This window comes from Pseudoalteromonas sp. SM9913, from assembly GCF_000184065.1.
GTDB lineage: Bacteria > Pseudomonadota > Gammaproteobacteria > Enterobacterales > Alteromonadaceae > Pseudoalteromonas > Pseudoalteromonas tetraodonis.
Window position 1 is genome coordinate 393,680 of sequence record NC_014803.1, and the last position, 19,911, is coordinate 413,590.

The 19,911-nt window shown below is 41.7% G+C and carries 21 protein-coding genes and 1 riboswitch; of the genes, 14 read left to right on the plus strand and 7 right to left on the minus strand.

What is annotated here, in order from left to right; translation table 11 throughout:
* Positions 1-7: 7 nt before the first annotated feature.
* A complete protein-coding gene (locus PSM_RS01765; protein WP_008115461.1) occupies positions 8-781 on the plus strand; it encodes a YggN family protein in 774 nt (257 codons plus the stop codon).
* A 75-nt stretch (positions 782-856) separates the two neighbouring features.
* Here PSM_RS01765 and rsuA read toward each other — a convergent pair whose 3' ends face one another.
* Positions 857-1,555, minus strand: a complete 699-nt coding sequence (gene rsuA, locus PSM_RS01770) for a 16S rRNA pseudouridine(516) synthase RsuA (protein ID WP_013463946.1) — start codon at positions 1,553-1,555, stop codon at positions 857-859.
* A gap of 58 nt (positions 1,556-1,613) precedes the next feature.
* Here rsuA and zapE point away from each other — a divergent pair, with 58 nt between their 5' ends.
* Positions 1,614-2,723 carry a cell division protein ZapE gene (gene zapE, locus PSM_RS01775; RefSeq protein ID WP_013463947.1) on the plus strand — a complete coding sequence of 370 codons (1,110 nt, stop codon included), beginning with the start codon at positions 1,614-1,616 and terminating at the stop codon, positions 2,721-2,723.
* A 72-nt stretch (positions 2,724-2,795) separates the two neighbouring features.
* Here the strand turns inward: zapE and galE are convergent, their stop codons facing one another.
* Entirely contained in the window at positions 2,796-3,812 is a 1,017-nt protein-coding gene (galE, locus tag PSM_RS01780) for a UDP-glucose 4-epimerase GalE (protein WP_013463948.1), read from the minus strand.
* A gap of 251 nt (positions 3,813-4,063) precedes the next feature.
* On the opposite strand from galE, the gene PSM_RS01785 reads away from it, so the two are divergent.
* Positions 4,064-4,549 carry a DUF3016 domain-containing protein gene (locus PSM_RS01785; RefSeq protein ID WP_013463949.1) on the plus strand — a complete coding sequence of 162 codons (486 nt, stop codon included), beginning with the start codon at positions 4,064-4,066 and terminating at the stop codon, positions 4,547-4,549.
* Between the two features lie 55 nt (positions 4,550-4,604).
* On the opposite strand, the gene PSM_RS01790 is transcribed toward PSM_RS01785, so the two are convergent.
* Entirely contained in the window at positions 4,605-4,895 is a 291-nt protein-coding gene (locus PSM_RS01790; protein ID WP_013463950.1) for a hypothetical protein, read from the minus strand.
* 116 nt (positions 4,896-5,011) lie between these two features.
* Between PSM_RS01790 and PSM_RS01795 the strand changes: the two genes are divergently transcribed.
* Complete coding sequence (locus PSM_RS01795) at positions 5,012-5,221, plus strand: hypothetical protein (RefSeq protein WP_013463951.1); 210 nt, start codon at positions 5,012-5,014, stop codon at positions 5,219-5,221.
* Here the strand turns inward: PSM_RS01795 and epmB are convergent.
* Positions 5,218-6,231, minus strand: a complete 1,014-nt coding sequence (gene epmB / locus PSM_RS01800) for an EF-P beta-lysylation protein EpmB (protein ID WP_041695590.1) — start codon at positions 6,229-6,231, stop codon at positions 5,218-5,220. The genes PSM_RS01795 and epmB overlap by 4 nt on opposite strands.
* A gap of 40 nt (positions 6,232-6,271) precedes the next feature.
* On the opposite strand from epmB, the gene efp reads away from it, so the two are divergent.
* Positions 6,272-6,838 (plus strand): elongation factor P, encoded by a 567-nt coding sequence (gene efp / locus PSM_RS01805; RefSeq protein ID WP_010390517.1) that lies wholly within the window; start codon positions 6,272-6,274, stop codon positions 6,836-6,838.
* 60 nt (positions 6,839-6,898) lie between these two features.
* Positions 6,899-7,873, plus strand: coding sequence for an elongation factor P--(R)-beta-lysine ligase (gene epmA, locus PSM_RS01810; protein WP_013463953.1), 975 nt, complete (start codon positions 6,899-6,901; stop codon positions 7,871-7,873).
* 101 nt (positions 7,874-7,974) lie between these two features.
* On the opposite strand, the gene PSM_RS01815 is transcribed toward epmA, so the two are convergent.
* Positions 7,975-10,074, minus strand: a complete 2,100-nt coding sequence (locus PSM_RS01815) for a TonB-dependent receptor (protein WP_013463954.1) — start codon at positions 10,072-10,074, stop codon at positions 7,975-7,977.
* A 102-nt stretch (positions 10,075-10,176) separates the two neighbouring features.
* Here PSM_RS01815 and PSM_RS01820 point away from each other — a divergent pair, with 102 nt between their 5' ends.
* From PSM_RS01820 to PSM_RS01855, 8 genes are all read left to right on the plus strand, one after another.
* Entirely contained in the window at positions 10,177-10,575 is a 399-nt protein-coding gene (locus PSM_RS01820; RefSeq protein WP_013463955.1) for an acyl-CoA thioesterase, read from the plus strand.
* 115 nt (positions 10,576-10,690) lie between these two features.
* Positions 10,691-11,089, plus strand: a complete 399-nt coding sequence (locus PSM_RS01825) for an META domain-containing protein (RefSeq protein WP_013463956.1) — start codon at positions 10,691-10,693, stop codon at positions 11,087-11,089.
* Between the two features lie 100 nt (positions 11,090-11,189).
* Positions 11,190-11,296: riboswitch (TPP riboswitch) on the plus strand.
* A 142-nt stretch (positions 11,297-11,438) separates the two neighbouring features.
* Positions 11,439-13,391, plus strand: coding sequence for a phosphomethylpyrimidine synthase ThiC (thiC, locus tag PSM_RS01830; RefSeq protein ID WP_013463957.1), 1,953 nt, complete (start codon positions 11,439-11,441; stop codon positions 13,389-13,391).
* A gap of 103 nt (positions 13,392-13,494) precedes the next feature.
* Positions 13,495-14,496 carry an FAD-dependent oxidoreductase gene (locus PSM_RS01835; protein WP_013463958.1) on the plus strand — a complete coding sequence of 334 codons (1,002 nt, stop codon included), beginning with the start codon at positions 13,495-13,497 and terminating at the stop codon, positions 14,494-14,496.
* A 7-nt stretch (positions 14,497-14,503) separates the two neighbouring features.
* Positions 14,504-14,698, plus strand: coding sequence for a sulfur carrier protein ThiS (gene thiS, locus PSM_RS01840; protein WP_013463959.1), 195 nt, complete (start codon positions 14,504-14,506; stop codon positions 14,696-14,698).
* 4 nt (positions 14,699-14,702) lie between these two features.
* Entirely contained in the window at positions 14,703-15,494 is a 792-nt protein-coding gene (locus PSM_RS01845) for a thiazole synthase (protein ID WP_013463960.1), read from the plus strand.
* A 12-nt stretch (positions 15,495-15,506) separates the two neighbouring features.
* Positions 15,507-17,033, plus strand: coding sequence for a thiamine phosphate synthase (thiE, locus tag PSM_RS01850; protein WP_013463961.1), 1,527 nt, complete (start codon positions 15,507-15,509; stop codon positions 17,031-17,033).
* Positions 17,017-17,796 (plus strand): HesA/MoeB/ThiF family protein, encoded by a 780-nt coding sequence (locus PSM_RS01855; RefSeq protein WP_013463962.1) that lies wholly within the window; start codon positions 17,017-17,019, stop codon positions 17,794-17,796. Before thiE ends, PSM_RS01855 begins: the two co-directional genes overlap by 17 nt.
* 106 nt (positions 17,797-17,902) lie before the next feature.
* Here the strand turns inward: PSM_RS01855 and asd are convergent, their stop codons facing one another.
* Together asd and rsgA are read right to left on the minus strand one after the other, a co-directional pair.
* The gene (gene asd, locus PSM_RS01860) at positions 17,903-18,769 is read right to left on the minus strand and encodes an archaetidylserine decarboxylase (RefSeq protein ID WP_016900290.1); all 867 of its coding nucleotides are present in this window, start codon (positions 18,767-18,769) and stop codon (positions 17,903-17,905) included.
* Between the two features lie 14 nt (positions 18,770-18,783).
* Entirely contained in the window at positions 18,784-19,842 is a 1,059-nt protein-coding gene (gene rsgA, locus PSM_RS01865) for a small ribosomal subunit biogenesis GTPase RsgA (protein WP_013463964.1), read from the minus strand.
* Positions 19,843-19,911 lie beyond the last annotated feature (69 nt).

Genomic DNA, 19,911 nt, shown 5'->3' on the forward strand with positions numbered 1-19,911 from the left:
GGTGTTTATGGCGTTTTTATCTCGTTCGATATTGGCGTTATCAATGGCACTTTTAAGCTGCAATGCAATCGCACAAAAGCAATGTGATGTTGAACTTCGTCATGGTTTAATTATTACCGATGATGTGATCCGTATTGTTGATAAAGGCCAAACTAGGGTGCAAATTAACAATAATAATCAACTGTTTATTCGAGGCTACTGGGTCGATTTAAGTACCGACGAAAGTAAAGTGCTAGAACAATTTAGCAATGGTATTCGTCAAACGGTTCCTGAGCTAGTCGATTTAGCGACTGATGGTGTAAACCTGGGACTCAGTGCTATTGAGCATGTTGTTGAGGGCATGTCAGATAAAGAGCCCGAAGTACTAAAAACGCAATTACAATATGTAGAGCGTGCACTTATGGATAAGTTTAAGCGTGGCGACGACTTCTTTTTTATAGCCCCTCAATCGCTTTCCCAAATTGATGATTTTTTTACTAAAGAAATTAGCCAAAAAATACACTCTGCAGTACATGGCTCTTTGGGTGCTATTTTAATGTCGCTCGGGGATGCGTTTAAATCTCGAGAAGGCAATATAGAAGACCGCATGAACGACATGGGGCAACGCATGGATATCATTACCAAAGAAATCGATAAGTCGTTGCAGAAAAAAGCCCACCAATTAGAACTTAAAGCTTCTGAATACTGTGAATGCTTAAATTCTCTAGATATTACTGAGTCTCGTCTGCAAGCGATTGTACCCGGAATGACAGACTTTGATTTAGTACAAATTAAATCGTAAGAGCAGGTTTTAGACGCCAGGTTTCAGAAAGGGCTGCGGTCAGTTTGAAGCTGTTTTCCTAATACCTAAACAGCCTTACAGTTTTATCTCTGCGGCGGTTAGTGGGCGGTATTCACCTGCAGCCAGATCTTCACCTAACTTTATACCCGCAATTTGTTCACGATGTAATTCAACTACCTTGTTATCTACCGCTGCTAGCATACGTTTTACTTGGTGATACTTACCCTCAGAAATAGACAAGCGTAAACCATAATTCCCTAAGCGCTCAGCAATAGCCGGGCGAGTTAAATCTTTTTCATTGTGAAGCTGCACACCGTCGCGTAATTGCTGCAGTGCAGCATCGGTAATCGGCTCTTGAGTTTCAACCAAGTAGGTTTTAAATTTATTCTTTTTAGGCGAGGTAATTTTGTGTGACCAGTCGCCATCGTTAGTAATAAGCACTAGGCCTGTCGTGTCTATGTCTAAACGCCCAGCAACATGGAAATCGCTCAAATTTGGCTCATCGAGTAAGTCAAATACGGTTTTGTGTAACTCATCCGAATTAGCGCACACATAACCTACCGGCTTATTGAGCATAAAGTAGCGTTTACCTAAAAAAACTAATGGCTCGTCATAAAACAGCACGTCATCTTGTTGGCTAACTTGAAAGTCGAATGCAGTGATCACCTCACCATTTACGGTTGCCGCCTGACTTTTTATTGCCGCACGGGCTTTTGAGCGCGGTAATTCTGCTAAATGGCTAATAAATTTATCTAAACGGCAAGGAAATTTCATGTTGTTCACATTTTTAGTCGGCTACAATGGCCGCGAGTATAGCGGATAGTGAAATACCATGACAGAGCCCAGCACAGAAATTTTAAGCCTGTACCACCGCAAAGTTTCATCAGGAGAGCTTGTTTTTGATGCGGCGCAGCACCAAGCCGTGAGTGCGTTACAGTCTTTGAGTGAGCAATTAAATCAGCCAACAAGCTGGTGGCAAAAAGCACGGTTAATCAAAGGGGTATATTTATACGGTCCTGTTGGCCGAGGTAAATCTATGCTAATGGATTTATTTTATAAAAACTTACCCACAGAAAAAAAGCAGCGCCTGCATTTTCATCACTTTATTGAAAAAATTCATGCTCAATTGGCCAAGTTACAAGGGGATAAAAATCCGCTACAAATAATAGCTAAACAGTGGGCCAAAGAGATAAAGGTACTGTGCTTTGATGAGTTTTTTGTTAGTGATATTGGTGATGCCATGATCATGGCTCGGTTATTTAACGCTTTGTTTGAACAAGGCGTGGTACTAGTCGCAACCTCTAACGCAAAACCCGAGCAACTTTATTACAACGGTTTGCAACGCGCGCGATTTTTACCAACTATCGATTTAATAAATGCGCATTGTCATGTAATTAACGTAGCGGGGGAGGAAGACCACCGCTTCAGGTACGGTAGAAGCAGTCGTCATTATTTTATTAACTTGCCCCACGCGGAATTTGAGGCTGGGTTTTTATCCGCATACCCTCAAGCAACGCGTGATAATACAATGACTGTGCATGGTCGAGCACTTCCCTATTTATTAAAAACTAACGATGCACTACTGATTGATTTTATGGCACTGTGCGCAGGTCCTCGCAGCGCCAATGACTATATGTTTTTAGCAGAACAGTTTTCGGTAGTATATATCGCGAATGTGCCAATAATGGGCAAAGAAGCAACCGGTAAGGTTATTGTGCATGGTATAGAAGATAGCTATCAGCGAGAAAAGCAGCAATTGGATGAGCATACGCTCGATGATGAAGCACGGCGTTTTATTGCCTTAGTCGATGAGTTTTACGATTGCCACAAATTACTAGTAATTAATGCCCAGGCCGACATAAACGAGTTATACCAAGGTAAAAAGTTATGTTTTGAATATGCGCGAACCCAGTCACGGATTGTAGAAATGCAAAATTGGTAAGTACAACATTAAAACACCGTATTTAATTTAAATGCGGTGTTTTAATTTTAAGCTGATAACTTAAAGAAGCCTTTATGACTTATATCCATTTGGATTATTTGATTGCCAGCGCCAAGTATCTTGCATCATGACATCAATACCACGCTCTGCTTGCCAACCTAGTTCACTAAGGGCTTTTTCTGGCGCAGCATAACAGGCTGCAATATCACCTGGGCGACGAGGTGACACCGCATAAGGGATTGCTTGGTCGCTAGCCTTAATAAACGCATTGACCATTTGTAATACTGAATAGCCGTTACCTGTACCAAGGTTATAAACAAGCGCACCGGTTTCTGCGGCTATTTTATCAAGTGCTTTTAAATGCCCTAGGGCTAAATCTACAACGTGAATGTAATCACGAACGCCAGTACCATCAACCGTATCATAATCGTCGCCAAATACAGCAAGTTGTTTTAATTTGCCAACCGCAACTTGTGAAATGAAAGGCAATAAATTATTAGGAATACCATTAGGGTCTTCACCAATCAAACCTGACTCATGTGCACCAACAGGATTAAAGTAGCGCAAAATAGCAAACGCGAAGCGCTCATCTGATTTAGCGATATCTTGCAACATCATTTCAACCATTAGTTTAGACGTACCATATGGATTGGTTGTACCGCCAACGGGGAAGTCTTCGCGTATTGGTAAGCTTGCTGGGTCGCCGTATACAGTGGCGGATGAGCTAAATACCAGTTTGAATACACCTGCATCACGCATAGCATCAACCAGTGTTAGTGTACCTTGTACATTATTTTGATAATACTCAATGGGTTTTACGACCGATTCTCCCACGGCTTTTAGGCCAGCAAAATGAATAACACTTTCAATGGTATGCTTGGCAAATACCGAGTCTAAAAAGGGTTTATCTAAAATATCACCTTGATAAAAAGTAATTGCTTTGTCAGTTATTTTTTTCACTCTTTCAAGTGACTCTTCAGAGGAGTTACTTAAGTTATCAATCACGATAACGTCGCTGCCTTGCTGTAAAAGTTCTAAAACGGTGTGTGAGCCAATATAGCCTGCGCCACCGGTTACTAAAATTGCCATGAATGCTCCTTGGAAACCTCTGTTCAATTAAGTTAATTTCACCATAAATACTGAGCTTTTACATGTATTATTTTGTTTGTTTTGCAATCGTAACATCGCAAGCTGTACTTTTGATTACATTTTGTGCAATTTTAATAACACCGCAGTAGAAAGATTAAGTTATAGTTCATATGTAATTGCTAAAGTAAGGTATAGCAATTTGTAAAATATTTAGTTGATTATAATGATCAGCATACTCGTTGGAGAAACGTATGAACTCAGTTAAAAAAATAGCAATGTTGATATTTATTGCACTACCGAGTGTTGTTTGCGCGGGTGAGGCACAAGTGAAATGGCATGACTTTAATGATTATCGCGATGTACGCCCATCAAACCAAACTAAAGGCTCATACCACAAGCAAATTGCCAAAAATATTGATGAGCACTTTGCAAAGCTCAGTGAGCAGCTTCCTAAAAATTATAGTTTAAAAATTGAAGTAACCGATTTAGATTTAGCTGGTGACGTGCGCTATGGCGGTGTTAACGAAATTCGGGTGGTTAAACCCATTCACTTTCCACGGATTGAATTTAACTATGTGCTTAGTAATGAAAGTGGTGTTGTTGCACAAGAAGACAACGTGAGCTTAAAAGATATGGGCTTTATGGATAAAATTAAAATAGGTCGAGACGAAGCATTTTACTATGAAAAACGCTTATTAACAGAGTGGTTTGGTGAGCAAATTTTACCGCGTATCTAGCTAATAATGCAAAGCATCTACTTTGGTAGATGCTTTGCAAAGAAGTCGCTCATTTTTATTTAAAGGTCGCTAACAGCGTTAGTAAATTTTGTAGTTTAATAACCGCTTTTTTTAGTTTTTCTTCATCCAAACCGTCGCTCGATAAGCTTTCTACATCAGCGGCAACGTCTAACACGTAAGGCTTAAAACGTTTAGCTTCGAAACTAAATCCAGCGTCCTCGGCAAATAAGGCTTTAAATTTTCCGTGACCTTGCTGTTGTAACTCATCGAGTTTTTTGTCAGCGTCAAGTGCCTGACGGTAAACAATTTTTAAGTTGGCGTTGAGTTGTTCAATTATAGAATCCATGGTTTTCCTAAAGCTTAGTGCAATGTTGCCGATAAATACTTAAGTGGGTTGGTAAAGTAATTTACCAATTCAGCGACTATAATACGTGTATTACATTTAAATGTCAGGTGTGAGTTATGAATATATCAGGTGGAAATCTACCTACAATCCCTGGTGCAGGCCAAGGCGCAGAGGTTTTAACTGCTGCTTTATCTAAAAAGCAACAGCAAGCTGATGGCGCCGCTGCACTTGCGCTTATTGAAGGTGCTACACAAACCTCAAGTGCACAAACACCGGCTAAGTCGGTTACTGCAACACTTGGGAATAATGTAAACGTTTATGTTTAAACCAATTTGAGGTCAATAGGGGTTTTACTTTTTTGGCCCCCTATTTCTCTTACTAGTTTAGGCACTAAAAATCCTGGCAGGGCTTCTAAAAGCTCTGCCATTATTTTTATGGCTTGTGCCTCATCTATATCAAAATGACTTGCGCCTTCTACCTTATCCAGTAAGTGTAAGTAATAAGGCATTACGTCTGTATCAAACAAGGCTTCACTTAAGTTTATTTGCGCATCAACTGTATCGTTAACATCTTTTAAAATAACCGCCTGATTTAATAACAGTACATTGGCTTGTTTTAGCATGTTCATGGCGTTTTTAAAGTCACTATCTATTTCGTTAGCATGGTTAATATGATTCACGAATATAACTTTTAGTGGTGACTTTGCTAATCTTTCACATAATTGTTCAGTAATGCGTGCAGGGATCACAACGGGTAAGCGGCTGTGTATGCGCATCCGTTTTATTTGTGGTATTTGCTCAAGCTCATCTAAAAACCAACTAATAGCATCGTCTTTGGCCATTAGTGGATCGCCACCACTTAAAATCACTTCGTTAATATTTTTATCAGCTTGTATATAGCTCAATGCATCAATAAGGCTGCGTTTATTTAACTGGTTTTCTTGATAAGGAAAATGGCGTCTAAAGCAGTAGCGGCAATTTACCGCACAACCAGTTTTAAACATGACTAAAACACGTGATTTATATTTATGTAACAGACCTGGTTGATTGTTATCTTGCTCAAGTAGCGGATCTTTATTAAACCCCGACTTAGTTAAAAATTCTTGATGGCGAGGCATAACTTGCAGCAATAAAGGATCATTTGCATCGCCATGACGAATTTTTTTTATAAAAGGCAATGGCACACGAACAGGAAACAAGCTACGAGCTTTTATGTCGTTTTCATGGACTTGGCTCGATAAACCAACCATTTCTAACAACACTTTTGGGCAGGTAACTACATTTGCTAATTCTTTTTGCCAGTTTTTATGCAAATTTGCTTCATTTCTTTGTATCATTGGCACGTAGATTACTCGAAAAATATAAATAGAGGAAACGATGGCGAATTATAGCACCAACGAGTTCAAGGGCGGCCTAAAAATTATGATGGACGGCGAACCTTGCAGTATCTTAGAAAATGAAATGGTAAAACCGGGTAAAGGCCAAGCGTTTAACCGTGTTCGTATCCGTAAGCTTATCTCTGGCAAGGTACTTGAAAAAACCTTTAAATCGGGTGAATCGGTTGAAGGTGCTGATGTAATGGATACCGATTTAGCGTACCTATATACAGACGGTGAATTTTGGCATTTCATGAACAATGAAACATTTGAACAAATCGCTGCTGACGAAAAAGCACTGGGCGATGCTGGAAAATGGTTAGTTGAAAACGATGTATGTACTATTACATTATGGAACGGCAGCCCAATTGCTGTAACTCCACCAAACTTTGTTGAGCTTGAGATTACTGAAACTGATCCGGGCCTTAAAGGTGATACAGCGGGCACAGGTGGTAAACCAGCAACGCTTAGCACAGGTGCTGTAGTACGTGTTCCATTATTCGTACAAATTGGCGAAGTAATTAAAGTAGACACTCGTAATGGTGAATACGTGAGCCGTGTTAAGTAAGCAGCAACGCGTCTTATTAATTAAATCCCGGCTTAAGCTGGGATTTTTTTTGGAGAAAATATGTCAGCAGATCTTTGGAAGCCGAGTGCCAGCATAGAAATACTTAAGCAACGCGCAGCAATTATGCGCAGCATTCGGGAATTCTTTTATGAGCGTAATGTAATGGAAGTCGAAACACCGAGTTTAAGTGCTGCCAGTGTAACCGATGTGCATTTAGCCAGCTTTAATACTACATTTGTGGGCCCAGGCCATGCTGGTGGGCTACCCCTGTTTTTGCAAACATCTCCAGAGTTTGCGATGAAACGCTTGTTAGCGGCCGGCTCAGGCGCTATTTTTCAGCTTTGTAAGGCATTTCGAAATGAAGAAGCGGGCAGTCATCATAATCCTGAATTTACTATGCTTGAATGGTATCGGCCTGGGTTTGACGAATTTGCTTTAATGGACGAAATAGATGAGCTAATGCAGCTCATTCTTGAGGTTGCGCCTGCAGAGCGCGTTACCTACCAACAGGCATTTGAACGCGCGTTAGGGGTCGATCCATTAACTGTATCTATCACGCAGTTACAACAACTCGCATGCGAACATGGCTTTGCTGATATTGCTAAAAACGAGACTCATAAAGATACCTTGCTGCAATTATTATTTTGTATGAAAGTAGAGCCAACAATAGGACAAGATAAGCCATGTTTTGTGTATCACTTTCCGGCATCACAAGCGGCACTGGCACAAATTTGTGAGCACGATGAGCGAGTAGCAGGGCGCTTTGAGTTGTATTATAAAAATATGGAACTGGCTAACGGCTTTAATGAGCTCACTAATGCTAAAGAACAAGCAAAAAGGTTTAACGAAGACAACACCTATCGTGCTGCTAACGGCTTAAAGCAAGTTCCTATGGATACGCGTTTAATTGCGGCATTGGAACATGGTTTAGAGCAATGTGCGGGGGTTGCATTAGGGATTGATAGACTCGTGATGCTAGCAACCAATAAACAAAAAATAAAAGAAGTGATTGCGTTTGATGTGACCAGAGCTTAAAGCAGCTAATTGCTTTTAGCGGTCAGCTATCAGATAAAAAACACCGCGTTTGCATTAAACGCGGTGTTTTCTATTCTCGAACTGACAACTGGTTCGCTGTATTACAGATTAAGCGTAAACGTAACGCCGGCCACACGTGGCTCACCTAGTTGAATGTAAGTTTGACTTGTATAACCATCTAACGGGTTGTTACCAAATTCAAAACCGCGAGTTGGAACGGTTTCATCAAACACATTACGTGCCCATGCACGAACAGCCCAGTTTTCTGCTTCGTAACCAAGGCTCGCATTTACTAAGTTTGTATTTGGAGCTTGTGCATTATGGCTGTCTGAGAAGTAATAATCGTCTTTTCCTTCAACGCCTAACATTGCATATAGCTCATCAGTAACATTGTAGCGTGCACTAAATGCGTATTGGTATTTAGGCGCTTGTGCTTGCTCGCGGCCATCTTGGTTTAAGCCCGACTTAGTGACAAAGTCGTTTATTTTCGTATCTAAATAGCCAGCGCTACCGCTAATGAGTAAATTATCAGTAAGTAAGTAGCTGCCTTCAATTTCAAGACCGTAGTTGCTGCCAGAGCTGGCATTGGCGACATAACCGGTAAATTGTTGATCTGATACTTGCCACGACTTTAATTGAATATTATCGCGGTGCATATAAAATGCCGCTAAGCGCAGGGTAAACTTGTCATCTAGCGATGAACCTTTAACGCCAAACTCACCACTCCACAAGTATTCTGGATCAAAGCTGGTATGCTGTTTGAAAAAATCAGCATCTAAGCTTAAACCTTCATCTTTTGCTTTTGCTAGCGCTTCTGAATTAATACCACCAGCTTTGTAACCGCGGGTGATACTGGTGTAAATCATGGTACGGTCAATAACTTGGTATTCAAGTGCAATTTTACCACCGAGCATAATATCGTCAGTTTCTTCAATAAAACCGTTACTATCGGTGTAATCTCCTTGATATTGCTCAACTCGTAAACCAGTAATAAGCGTAGTTTTTGGGCCAATTGCTGTGGCTAATTGGCCATAAGCTGCAATGTTATTAGTTTCATAGGTTGAAGCAAACGGGTTGGCTAACCACGTATATTGACGCTCTAAATCCACATCACGGTTTTGATAATAAATACCCGCAACCCAGTTACCTGCTTTACCAGTAAATTGCAGATCGAGCGCTTGATCATCACGATCGCGGCTATAAATATCTGTTGAACTATAACCATCAGGATGCAAACCGGCGGCACATAATTGCGGCTTATTAGTATCGTTACACACCCAGTCTTCATCAAAGCTATAAAAAAGTTCTGTATCAATGGCTGAAAGGTTTAAGTTGACATCAAAGGCATCAAAACCAGTGTAAGTATTATTCAGGCCAATAGCATAACTTTGTTGATTATCTTCGCCTGGTTGATCAGCAAGGCTGTTGCGAGAATTATCAAGAGTAAATGCATCGTAGCCGTTATTAATATCAATATAATGCAGGTTAAGTTCTGAATTTAAATGAGCTGTGAGTTGGCTGTTTAATTTAAAGCGTGCAACTTGCTCATCTTGATCTTGAGTGGGTTTATCTAAATAAAGGTTGTCTACGTAGCCGTCAGACTTTCTGCGAAAGTAGCTAACGCGGGCACTGGTGTCATCTGTTAAGCCTGTACTAGCGGCAAGGCCTGCTTCGTGGCTGTTATAAGTGCCAGCACCTAAATGTAATTTTAAGCTAGGATCGCTGGTTGCATTAGCTGATTGCATTTGGATCATGCCCGCCATGCCATCTGCACCAAAACGCGTACCTTGTGGACCACGGTAAATTTCTACTTGGTCAATATCAAACAATAATGAACTACCACCTAAGCCTGAATAATTAATACCGTCAATTACTAAGCCCACAGATGGGTTTATCGGGTCAACAAACTGCGAGCGTAAACCGACACCGCGAATTTGAATATAACGACCGCGAGACGCACCAGCAGCAAAGTTTACATTGGCTGCACTGGCTAACATTTCGTCTAAATACGTTGCACCACGTTGATTCATTTCATTTTCAGAAAATAAGCTGGCACTGGCGCTTAATGTTTGAATGCTTTCTTGCTGAAAGTCACCGGTAACAATGATTTTCTCTAGTTCGGTGTCATCTGCGTTAGCATATATAGGTGCTGCGAGCAGGGGTAATAACGTGGCTGTAATTAAAGACAAACGTAAGTTCATTAGGTTACTTAACTCCATTTTAGGGACTTGTATGGTAGCAATTATTTCAACACTTGTGCTATAAACGCGGCAATTATACGTTAAATAATTTGGATTACTAATATGACCTTTAAAGTAGACTTTAAGGTACGCGACTACGAATGTGACCTACAAGGTATTGTGAATAACAGTGTTTATTTTAATTATCTTGAGCACGCTCGCCACGAGTTTTTATACGCACACGGCGTTGATTTTGCACAACTTGCGAAAGATAAAATTAACTTAGTGGTGATACGCAGTGAAATGGATTACAAACATTCCCTATTGCCTGGAGATGAGTTTTATGTGGCGGTAGAGCCTGTGCGTATTAGTCGTCTTAAGTTTGCATTTAAACAAACGGTAGTGCGCAAAGAAGATGAAAAAATGATGCTCAATGCCTTAGTTATTGGTACATCGGTTAATGAGAATGGTCGGCCATTTTTACCACCACAGATAGATAACTTATTCCAAGCCGTTGCATAGTTTTAAATAGCATGAATTTTAAACAAAAATTTACATTTAAAATATGCATTTTTAACGGATAAACCTGACAAATATTGATACTATTACATTAATTAGACAATAAGTTAGTAGTAACATGAAATTAGCAGCAATACCGATGCTCGTAATCGGTTTATGTGTTGGTTGCGCATCAACAGGGACAGTTACCACTGAGCAGCTAAAATATACACAATGGCAATTATCAAAGGTTGATGGTTTGGCTATTCCCGCATCTTTTAAAGCATCAATGAGCTTTATAGAAGCGCTACAAATAAATGGCTTTGCCGGATGCAATAAGTTTTTTGGTGAAGGTTCGCTTGAAGATAGCAGCTTGAGCGTAAGTAAATTAGGTATGACACGCAAATCATGCGGCCCTGAACTGGATGAGTTTGAACAGCAGTTTTTACAAGCGCTTAAGCAAGGTGCCGAGCTTAACCTGCAAGACCAAAAATTGGTGATGCAAGGCGAGCAAAAATTTGTGTTTATCCCTAAGTAAATTTTACACATTTTGAAAAACAGCCCCTTGCAGGGAATTTTCAACTGGCGTACACTCATAGCAGATTTGATTAAAACATTATCAAATCAACGAACAATTTAACTACTTGTCGGAGTGCCTAAGTTTTATTTAGGCTGAGATCGCGAAAGCGGGATCCGTGAACCTGATCAGGTTAATACCTGCGTAGGGAACAAGCTGCCTAAACGGGACGCTTGTGCGTCTTTTTTTATGCGTACAACAAAATCAAACCCGTCAATTTAGGCTGCAAAGTGGCATAAAGCTACTTTACGATCTTTCTCTATTCCATTGGAATATCTGGCAAGACAACCCTTAAGCAATGAGGTAAGTCATGTCAAACACTACAAACAAATCGTCGCGCCGAGAAACTCGTGCTGCTGCATCTGACTATATTTATAACCTAACGGGTCAACCATTTCCAAGCTCTCATAAAGTGTATGTTGAAGGAACCCAGCAAGGCGTGCGTGTGGGTATGCGCGAAATAACATTAAGCGATACATTCATAGGTGGCACAGATGAAAACCCTGTGTATGAGTCAAATGAGCCGCTGCGTGTTTACGATACATCTGGCCCGTATACCGATCCTAATTTTGAATTAGATGTACGTAAAGGGCTTGATAAATACCGTGAGCAGTGGATTGAAAGCCGTGGTGATACTGAAGTACTTGAGTCAGTTACCTCACAGTTTGCGCAGCAGCGTATGGCTGACGATGGGCTTGATCATATTCGCTTTGAGCATTTACCAAAAATTCGCCGTGCAAAAGCGGGTAAAAACGTAACGCAAATGCACTATGCCCGCCAAGGGATAGTTACCCCAGAAATGGAATATGTAGCGATACGTGAAAACATGGGGCGTGCGCAAATACGTGAAGAGCTTCTCGCGGCACAACATAAAGGGGAATCGTTTGGCGCGAGTATTCCTGAGTTTATTACTCCTGAATTTGTGCGTGCTGAAATAGCGCGTGGTCGCGCTATTTTACCTAACAATATTAATCATCCAGAAACCGAACCTATGATTGTTGGTCGCAACTTTTTAGTTAAAGTTAACGCCAATATAGGTAATTCATCAGTGGGTTCATCCATTGAGGAAGAAGTTGAAAAAATGGTGTGGTCAACCCGTTGGGGTGCCGACACCGTAATGGATTTATCAACTGGGCGCTACATTCACGAAACCCGCGAATGGCTAGTGCGTAATTCGCCAGTCCCTATTGGTACTGTACCCATTTATCAGGCCCTTGAAAAAGTAAATGGCGTAGCTGAAGACTTAACGTGGGAAATATTTCGTGACACGCTGATTGAGCAAGCCGAGCAAGGTGTTGATTACTTTACTATTCATGCTGGTGTACTGCTGCGCTATGTGCCTATGACAGCAAAACGCGTAACAGGCATTGTATCGCGCGGTGGCTCTATTATGGCTAAATGGTGCCTAGCTCATCACAAAGAAAACTTTTTATACACGCATTTTGAAGATATTTGTGAAATTTTAAAACAATACGATGTGTGTTTTTCATTAGGCGATGGCCTTCGCCCAGGCTCTATTGCTGATGCTAACGATGAAGCGCAATTTAGTGAGCTTCGTACCTTAGGCGAACTGACTAAAATAGCTTGGAAGCATGATGTACAAGTGTTCATAGAAGGCCCTGGGCATGTGCCTATGCATATGATCAAAGCCAATATGGAAGAGCAACTTAAACATTGTGACGAAGCGCCCTTTTATACCTTAGGCCCACTCACCACAGATATTGCACCAGGGTATGACCATATAACCTCAGGGATTGGGGCTGCGCAAATAGCTTGGTATGGCTGTGCCATGCTGTGTTATGTAACACCGAAAGAACATTTAGGTTTGCCAAATAAAGAAGACGTTAAAGAAGGCCTTATCACCTATAAAATTGCTGCTCATGCCGCCGATTTAGCCAAAGGTCACCCCGGTGCACAAGAGCGAGACAATGCTTTATCAAAAGCACGCTTTGAATTTAGGTGGCACGACCAATTCAACATTGGTTTAGACCCTGTTCGCGCTCGTGAATACCATGATGAAACACTGCCGCAAGAATCAGGAAAAGTAGCCCACTTTTGCTCCATGTGTGGTCCTAAATTTTGTTCGATGAAAATAACCCAAGAAGTACGTGACTACGCCAAAGATCTAGAAGCGCGCGGTATTGATCCTAATAACGTGGGTGATGCCATTGAAATCAAAATGGTTGATGTAGAGGCCGAGATGAAAGCTAAATCTGAAGAGTTTAAACAAACAGGCTCAGAGATTTACCATAAAGCAATATAAAATAGGTTGCGAGTTGCGAGCATCGAGTAGCGAAATGTTTATCTTAACATCTTGTTGCTCGAAGCCAGAGACCCGCAGCTCGCAGCTAAATGTAGGAGTGTTTATGTTTTATGACATTGCTGTGGTGGGCTTTGGTTTAGCGGGGCGGTTGGCGGCGCTTGAGTTAAGTAAGCAGCACCGTATTACTGTATTTGAAGCTGATGACGAGCATACTCAAAATAGTGCGGGTAAAGTGGCGGCGGCTATGCTGGCACCACTAGCTGAGTCGGTTATGTGTGAACATGATTTAGCACTATTGGGAGTAGATTCTATTGCTCGCTGGCCTGCTATTTTAGATGAGTTAAACAGTGAGGTGTTCTTTCAACAGCAGGGCACCTTAGTGGTTGCTCACCCGCAGGATAAAGGCGACTTACAAAGTTTTGCACAGCGAATAAAGCCGTTACTAAATTTTAGTGCCAAAGCGGTTAATACGCAGCAAATAGCGGATTTAGAACCTGAGCTTACAGGGCGTTTTAATCAAGGGCTATTTTTATCCGGTGAAGCGCAAATAGATAACCAAGCCTTTTATAAAGCCAGCTTTAGGTTGCTAAATAAGCGCAAAGTAAAGTTTGTGTTTAATCAACGCGCCAGCATCTTTGATAATAAAGTGAATAATCGAGAGTTTGATTACATTATTGATTGCAGAGGGCTTGGAGCCAAACAAGATCAGCCACTTCGAGGCGTGCGCGGGGAAGTGGCAAGGTTATACGCCCCTGAGGTTAACTTAACGCGGCCTGTGCGTTTAATGCATCCGCGTTACCCTATTTATATTGCACCTAAACCTAATCATGAATATGTCATAGGGGCAACGGAGATCGAATCGCAAGATACAGGTCCTGCAACTGTGCGCTCAACCCTTGAACTATTATCAGCGGCCTACACTGTTCATAGTGGCTTTGCCGAAGCGCGATTATTAAATATTCAAACAGGCTTACGCCCAGCGTTTAGCGATAATCGCCCACAGGTAAAAAAAACGAGCAAGGTTATCAGTATCAATGGCTTATATCGCCACGGCTATATGTTGGCACCCGCGCTTGTGGCACAAGCATTATCGCAAATAGAGTGAGTATTAAATGAACATTACAATTAATGGTGAGCCTTTAAATGTGACTAGCCATGCGCTGCTGGAAATAGTAAAAAACGTGGGTGCGATGGCGCCTTATGCCGTGGCTGTAAATGGAGAGTTTATTCCTCAGAGTCGCCATAGCCACGTTGTTATAAATGAAGGTGACAGTATTGAGTTATTGTCACCTATCCAAGGTGGATAGTGCTATGCAAAGCAAAGACTGTTTAACAATTTATGGTGAACCAATCAATAGTCGCTTGTTAATTGGATCTGCGTTATATCCGTCACCAGATATCATGACGCAATCGATTAAAGCCTCAGGTGCTGAGATAGTCACCGTGTCACTTAGACGACAACAAAACGCGGCGGCAGGGAATGATTTTTGGCAATTAATTAAAAACACCGGTTTAAAAATACTGCCTAATACTGCCGGATGCCACAGCGTCAAAGAGGCTATTAACCTAGCTAAAATGTGCCGAGAAGTATTTGCTACCGATTGGATAAAACTTGAATTAATAGGCGATGACTATAATTTACAGCCCGATCCCTTTGCATTACTTGAAGCCACAAAAATATTGATTGATGATGGGTTTAAAGTACTGCCTTATTGCACTGATGATTTAGTGCTGTGTCAGCGCTTGAATGGATTAGGCTGTGAGGTGCTAATGCCGTGGGGCGCGCCTATTGGCACCGGTAAAGGATTGTTAAATAGTTATAATTTAAAAACCATTAGAGAACGCCTGCCTAATACAACATTAATTGTTGATGCCGGGTTAGGTTTACCATCGCATGCCTGCCAAGCACTTGAATTAGGGTATGATGCTGTATTATTAAATTCAGCCATTGCAGGGGCGGGTTGCCCAGTGACTATGAGCCGTGCATTTAAAGCTGCGGTAGAGGCAGGGCGCTTTGCATACAATGCCAAAGCAATGCCCGAAAAAGACGTTGCAACCCCCTCAACCCCAACAATGGGTATGCCATTTTGGCATCAGCAGTAAGGAAAGAAAAATATGACAAACGTAGTGTGGACAATTGCTGGCTCTGATTCTGGCGGCGGCGCGGGTATTCAAGCCGATATTAAGGCAATGCAAAGTTTTGGTGTGCATGGTTGTACAGCAATCACCGCGCTTACCGCTCAAAATAGCTTAGGTGTAGAGGCCATTAATGCAGTGTCTACCGATATTATTGAGTCCCAGTTGCTTGCACTTGAAAAAGACATGAAAGCCAAAGTGATAAAAATTGGTATGCTTGCCAATGTGCAGCAAATTCAGTTAATTAGTGAGCACATAAGCCATTACAAAGCCAAATGGCCAACCCCGCCGGTTATTGTGTATGACCCTGTGGCTATTGCCTCAAGCGGTGACTTACTAACAGAAGAAGACACCGTAAGTGCGATAAAAGAATGTTTACTACCGCTGGTGGATGTAATTACCCCAAATACCCACGAAACCCAGTTATTAACGGGTGTGTATTTAATTGGCCCTGCAGCGATTAAAGAAGCGGCGAGTAAGCTGATGGCGTGGGGCGCAAAAGCGGTGGTGATTAAAGGCGGACATTGGGATTACCCAAGCGGGTATTGCATTGATTACTGCACACAAAACGGTGAAGACTATTGGCTAGGTAATGAAAAAATTCAAGTTCCTCATAGCCATGGTACAGGGTGCAGTATGGCGTCAGTAATTGCTGCGTGTCTTGCAAAAGACTATCCGTTAAAAGATGCGTTTATTTTAGCTAAAGCCTATATAAACCAAGGTTTAAAGCAATCAGTTCGCTATGGCGAGGGCATAGGGCCGGTTGCACAAACGCAGTTTCCTACCAATTTAGCGCATTACCCTCAGGTGATTGAACCGGGTAGCTGGTTAGGTGATGAGTTGGATTTTGATGTGCCGCTTGATTTTAATATGGCTGCTGATTTTGCAGCCTGTGAAAGTAAAAAGCTTGGCCTCTATGGTGTGGTTGATAGTATTGAATGGCTAGAAAAGTGCTTACAGCAAGGAATTAAAACAGCTCAGCTTCGTGTTAAAAATAAAACGCAGAATGAGCTAGATGAACTGATTGCCAAAGCGGTCACCTTGGGTGAGCAGTATAATGCGCAGGTATTTATAAATGATTACTGGCAACTTGCCATCAAACATGGCGCCTATGGGGTGCATTTAGGGCAAGAAGACTTAGAGAGTGCAAACTTAGTTGCTATAAAAGAAGCAGGCCTGCGACTTGGTCTTTCTACCCATGGCTTTTATGAAATGCTTCGGGCGCATAATTACCGCCCAAGCTACATGGCCTTTGGCGCGATTTATCCTACCACCACCAAAGACATGACTGGCCAGATACAGGGGCTTGAAAAGCTAACTCGGTTTGTGCCATTAATGCAAAGCTATCCTACAGTGGCTATTGGCGGAATTGATTTAAATAGGGCGCAAGAGGTTGCTAAAACGGGCGTGGGCAGTGTAGCCGTGGTGCGTGCTATTACCGAGGCTGATGATTATGTAGAGGCAATCAATACTTTAAAATCGGTGATAAATGAGAATGCCTGCTAACATGCAAACGCAGCAGCTCAGCGACAAAGAAATCTTGCGTTATAGCCGCCACATATTACTTGATGAAGTGGGGCTTGAAGGGCAGTTAACGCTGAAACGCTCAACGGTTGCCGTAGTTGGTGCAGGTGGCTTAGGTAGTCCTGCGCTGCTGTATTTAGTGGCAGCTGGCATTGGGTCGCTTATTTTAATTGATGACGATGTAGTTGAACTGTCTAACTTGCAGCGCCAAGTGCTTTATAAAGTAAATCATTTGGGGCAAAACAAAGTTCGCGCGGCTGGAAAAGTGCTTGCGAGCCTTAACAATCAAATAAATATAATAACCCACACTCAAAAGCTGGATGATACCAACAGTGCGTTGCTCTTAAAAAACGCCGACATAGTACTTGATTGCTCTGACAACTTTGCGACTCGATACACGGTAAATCGCTATTGCATTGCTAATAACACTCGCTTAATTACAGGGGCTGCGCTGGCAACTCAAGGGCAATTAATGGGGTTTGATTTTAGACAAAGTGACAGTCCATGTTACGGCTGTGTTTTCCCTCAAAGTAGCGATGCACCGGTTATAAATTGTAGTAATGCCGGGGTAATTAGCCCTTTACTTGGGATTGTTGGGTCAATGCAGGCACAATTAACCCTCAATATGTTGTTAGGTCATTTTAAGGGGAATATGTTTATAACGTTTGACGCATTAAGCTTAAAGCAACAGCATTTTAAGATGACTAAGGATTTAGCGTGTAAAGAGTGTGGCGGGTATGAGTAATGAAAAGCTTGGCTTTTAACGTGAGTAAGCTCTACGTTTACAAGAAAACACCGCGGTTATTGAAAATAAACGCGGTGTTTTTTTAAGCTCGAACTGACACTACCTATTAATCATCAATTTTTGCAAAGGCAGTGCCTAAACGAGTAACTACCTCTGGGAGTTGATCGTCTAATATTTCTGCTTTGTTCGCACCCCATGCGAGCACAACCGTTGAGCCTAATTTAAAGCGACCCATTTCTTCCCCTTTCTTAAGGGTGATCGCGTTTTCGCCTTTAGTTGGGTAGTTCCAGCTAAACACATCACTGCCAGCTGGTGGAGTCACTGTGCCAGCCCAAATAGTTTCTATGCTGGCAACAATGGTTGCGCCTACTAAAACCATAGCTAGCGGGCCAATTTCAGTTTCAAAAATAGCCACTACACGCTCGTTACGGGCAAATAAATTTGGTACGTTTTGAGCGGTAAGTGGGTTTACTGAAAATAAATCGCCCGGTACATAAATCATTTTGCTTAGCGTGCCATCAATTGGCATATGAATACGGTGGTAATCTTTTGGGGCTAAGTAAATAGTTGCAAATTTACCGCCTAAAAACGGGGTTGTGTCGTCTTGTGATCCACCTAACAATGCTTGTAAGCTGTAATCGTGGCCTTTAGCTTGAATAAGTTGACCATCAACAATGTCGCCTAGTTGGCTAATTGCGCCGTCTACTGGATGAATAATAATATCGTCATCTTCAACCATAGGACGCACACCGTCTTTTAACGGACGGGTAAAAAATTCATTAAAGCTTTTGTAATGAGCCGGATCTGAATATTTAGCTTCGCTCATATCTATTTTATATTGTTTAATAAATAATTTAATTAATGTGGTTGTTAACGCACCGGCTTTTGCTGCAGCAAGTTTACCTACCACACGAGAAATAAAGTGTTTTGGCATGGCATACTGCATGGCGATTTTAAATTTATCTAAACTCACAGGTTATTCCCTTATTATACGCGGGGCGCACGAGCGCCTGCACGGCCATCGGCCATGGTTTCTAAAATACGGTGGTAGCTTTCAAAGCGTAATTTTGAAATATCGCCATCGGCTACCGCTTGTTTAATTATACAGCCCGGATCGTTTAAATGTTTACAATCTCTAAACCGGCATCCGCCTATAAATTCTCTAAATTCTTTAAAGCACCAAGTGACGCGTTCAACATCTAAATGCCATAGGCCAAATTCACGAATTCCCGGTGAGTCAATTAAATTACCCCCGCTCGGTAAATGATGAAGGCGTGATACCGTGGTGGTGTGCTGGCCAAGCCCGCTGTTTTCAGACACTTCTTTAGTCAAAATTTCAGCATCCGGCAGTACAGTGTTAACTAAGGTAGATTTACCCACGCCACTTTGACCAACAAAAATATTGTTTTTGCCCGCAAGTACTTCTTTTAACTCATTAATGCCTTCGCCAGTTATATTACTAACTAGCAGCACCTGATAATTAAGCTTACGGTAAATGTCGAGGATTTGTTGTATTTCGTTTAAACCAGCTTCATCAATTAAATCAATTTTATTCAGTACTAAAATGGGTTCGATACCCATGTCTTCACAGGCAATTAAATAGCGGTCAATAATGCTCGGGGTAAACTCTGGCAGTACCGCTGAAACCATTAAAATTTGATCAATGTTAGCGGCAATCACTTTAACCCCATCATAAAAATCGGGGCGCGTGAGTTGTGAACGGCGCTCTTGAGTTGCTTCAATAACACCCGCTAAATCACCTTCACTTACTTTTGCACGGCGAAACAATACTTCATCGCCGCAAACCAAGTTCGATACGGTACGACGAATATTACAACGTAATACATCACCGTTTTGTGTTTCTACATCGGCATGTTGTCCAAAGCGGCTAATAACAATCGCATTTTCCACTTGACCTAAATTATCTGTTTGCCATTCTTGCGCGCCGACTTTTGCCGGTTTTGTATCGGCATTCGATAAGCGCTTTTGATGATTGGCCTTGATCCTACGGGATTGGCCTTTACTTAATTTTTTCTGTTTTGCCACTTGAGGCCTATAACCTGAGTTAAATGCCGAGTTTGCCAAAAAAAGCTTTAGCTCGACGGTTGATGCTAA

Bases quoted from the DNA above. Each gene is read 5' to 3' on its own strand.
- PSM_RS01825 (WP_013463956.1), top strand. From the start codon at position 10,691: ATGAAATTAGCAGCAATACCGATGCTCGTAATCGGTTTATGTGTTGGT.
- thiE (WP_013463961.1), top strand. From the start codon at position 15,507: ATGACAAACGTAGTGTGGACAATTGCTGGCTCTGATTCTGGCGGCGGC.
- PSM_RS01815 (WP_013463954.1), bottom strand. From the start codon at position 10,074: ATGAACTTACGTTTGTCTTTAATTACAGCCACGTTATTACCCCTGCTC.
- PSM_RS01765 (WP_008115461.1), top strand. From the start codon at position 8: ATGGCGTTTTTATCTCGTTCGATATTGGCGTTATCAATGGCACTTTTA.
- PSM_RS01790 (WP_013463950.1), bottom strand. From the start codon at position 4,895: ATGGATTCTATAATTGAACAACTCAACGCCAACTTAAAAATTGTTTAC.
- epmA (WP_013463953.1), top strand. From the start codon at position 6,899: ATGTCAGCAGATCTTTGGAAGCCGAGTGCCAGCATAGAAATACTTAAG.
- galE (WP_013463948.1), bottom strand. From the start codon at position 3,812: ATGGCAATTTTAGTAACCGGTGGCGCAGGCTATATTGGCTCACACACC.
- PSM_RS01820 (WP_013463955.1), top strand. From the start codon at position 10,177: ATGACCTTTAAAGTAGACTTTAAGGTACGCGACTACGAATGTGACCTA.
- PSM_RS01835 (WP_013463958.1), top strand. From the start codon at position 13,495: ATGTTTTATGACATTGCTGTGGTGGGCTTTGGTTTAGCGGGGCGGTTG.
- PSM_RS01845 (WP_013463960.1), top strand. From the start codon at position 14,703: ATGCAAAGCAAAGACTGTTTAACAATTTATGGTGAACCAATCAATAGT.
- thiC (WP_013463957.1), top strand. From the start codon at position 11,439: ATGTCAAACACTACAAACAAATCGTCGCGCCGAGAAACTCGTGCTGCT.
- thiS (WP_013463959.1), top strand. From the start codon at position 14,504: ATGAACATTACAATTAATGGTGAGCCTTTAAATGTGACTAGCCATGCG.
- zapE (WP_013463947.1), top strand. From the start codon at position 1,614: ATGACAGAGCCCAGCACAGAAATTTTAAGCCTGTACCACCGCAAAGTT.
- rsuA (WP_013463946.1), bottom strand. From the start codon at position 1,555: ATGAAATTTCCTTGCCGTTTAGATAAATTTATTAGCCATTTAGCAGAA.
- PSM_RS01785 (WP_013463949.1), top strand. From the start codon at position 4,064: ATGAACTCAGTTAAAAAAATAGCAATGTTGATATTTATTGCACTACCG.
- PSM_RS01855 (WP_013463962.1), top strand. From the start codon at position 17,017: ATGAGAATGCCTGCTAACATGCAAACGCAGCAGCTCAGCGACAAAGAA.
- efp (WP_010390517.1), top strand. From the start codon at position 6,272: ATGGCGAATTATAGCACCAACGAGTTCAAGGGCGGCCTAAAAATTATG.
- epmB (WP_041695590.1), bottom strand. From the start codon at position 6,231: ATGATACAAAGAAATGAAGCAAATTTGCATAAAAACTGGCAAAAAGAA.
- PSM_RS01795 (WP_013463951.1), top strand. From the start codon at position 5,012: ATGAATATATCAGGTGGAAATCTACCTACAATCCCTGGTGCAGGCCAA.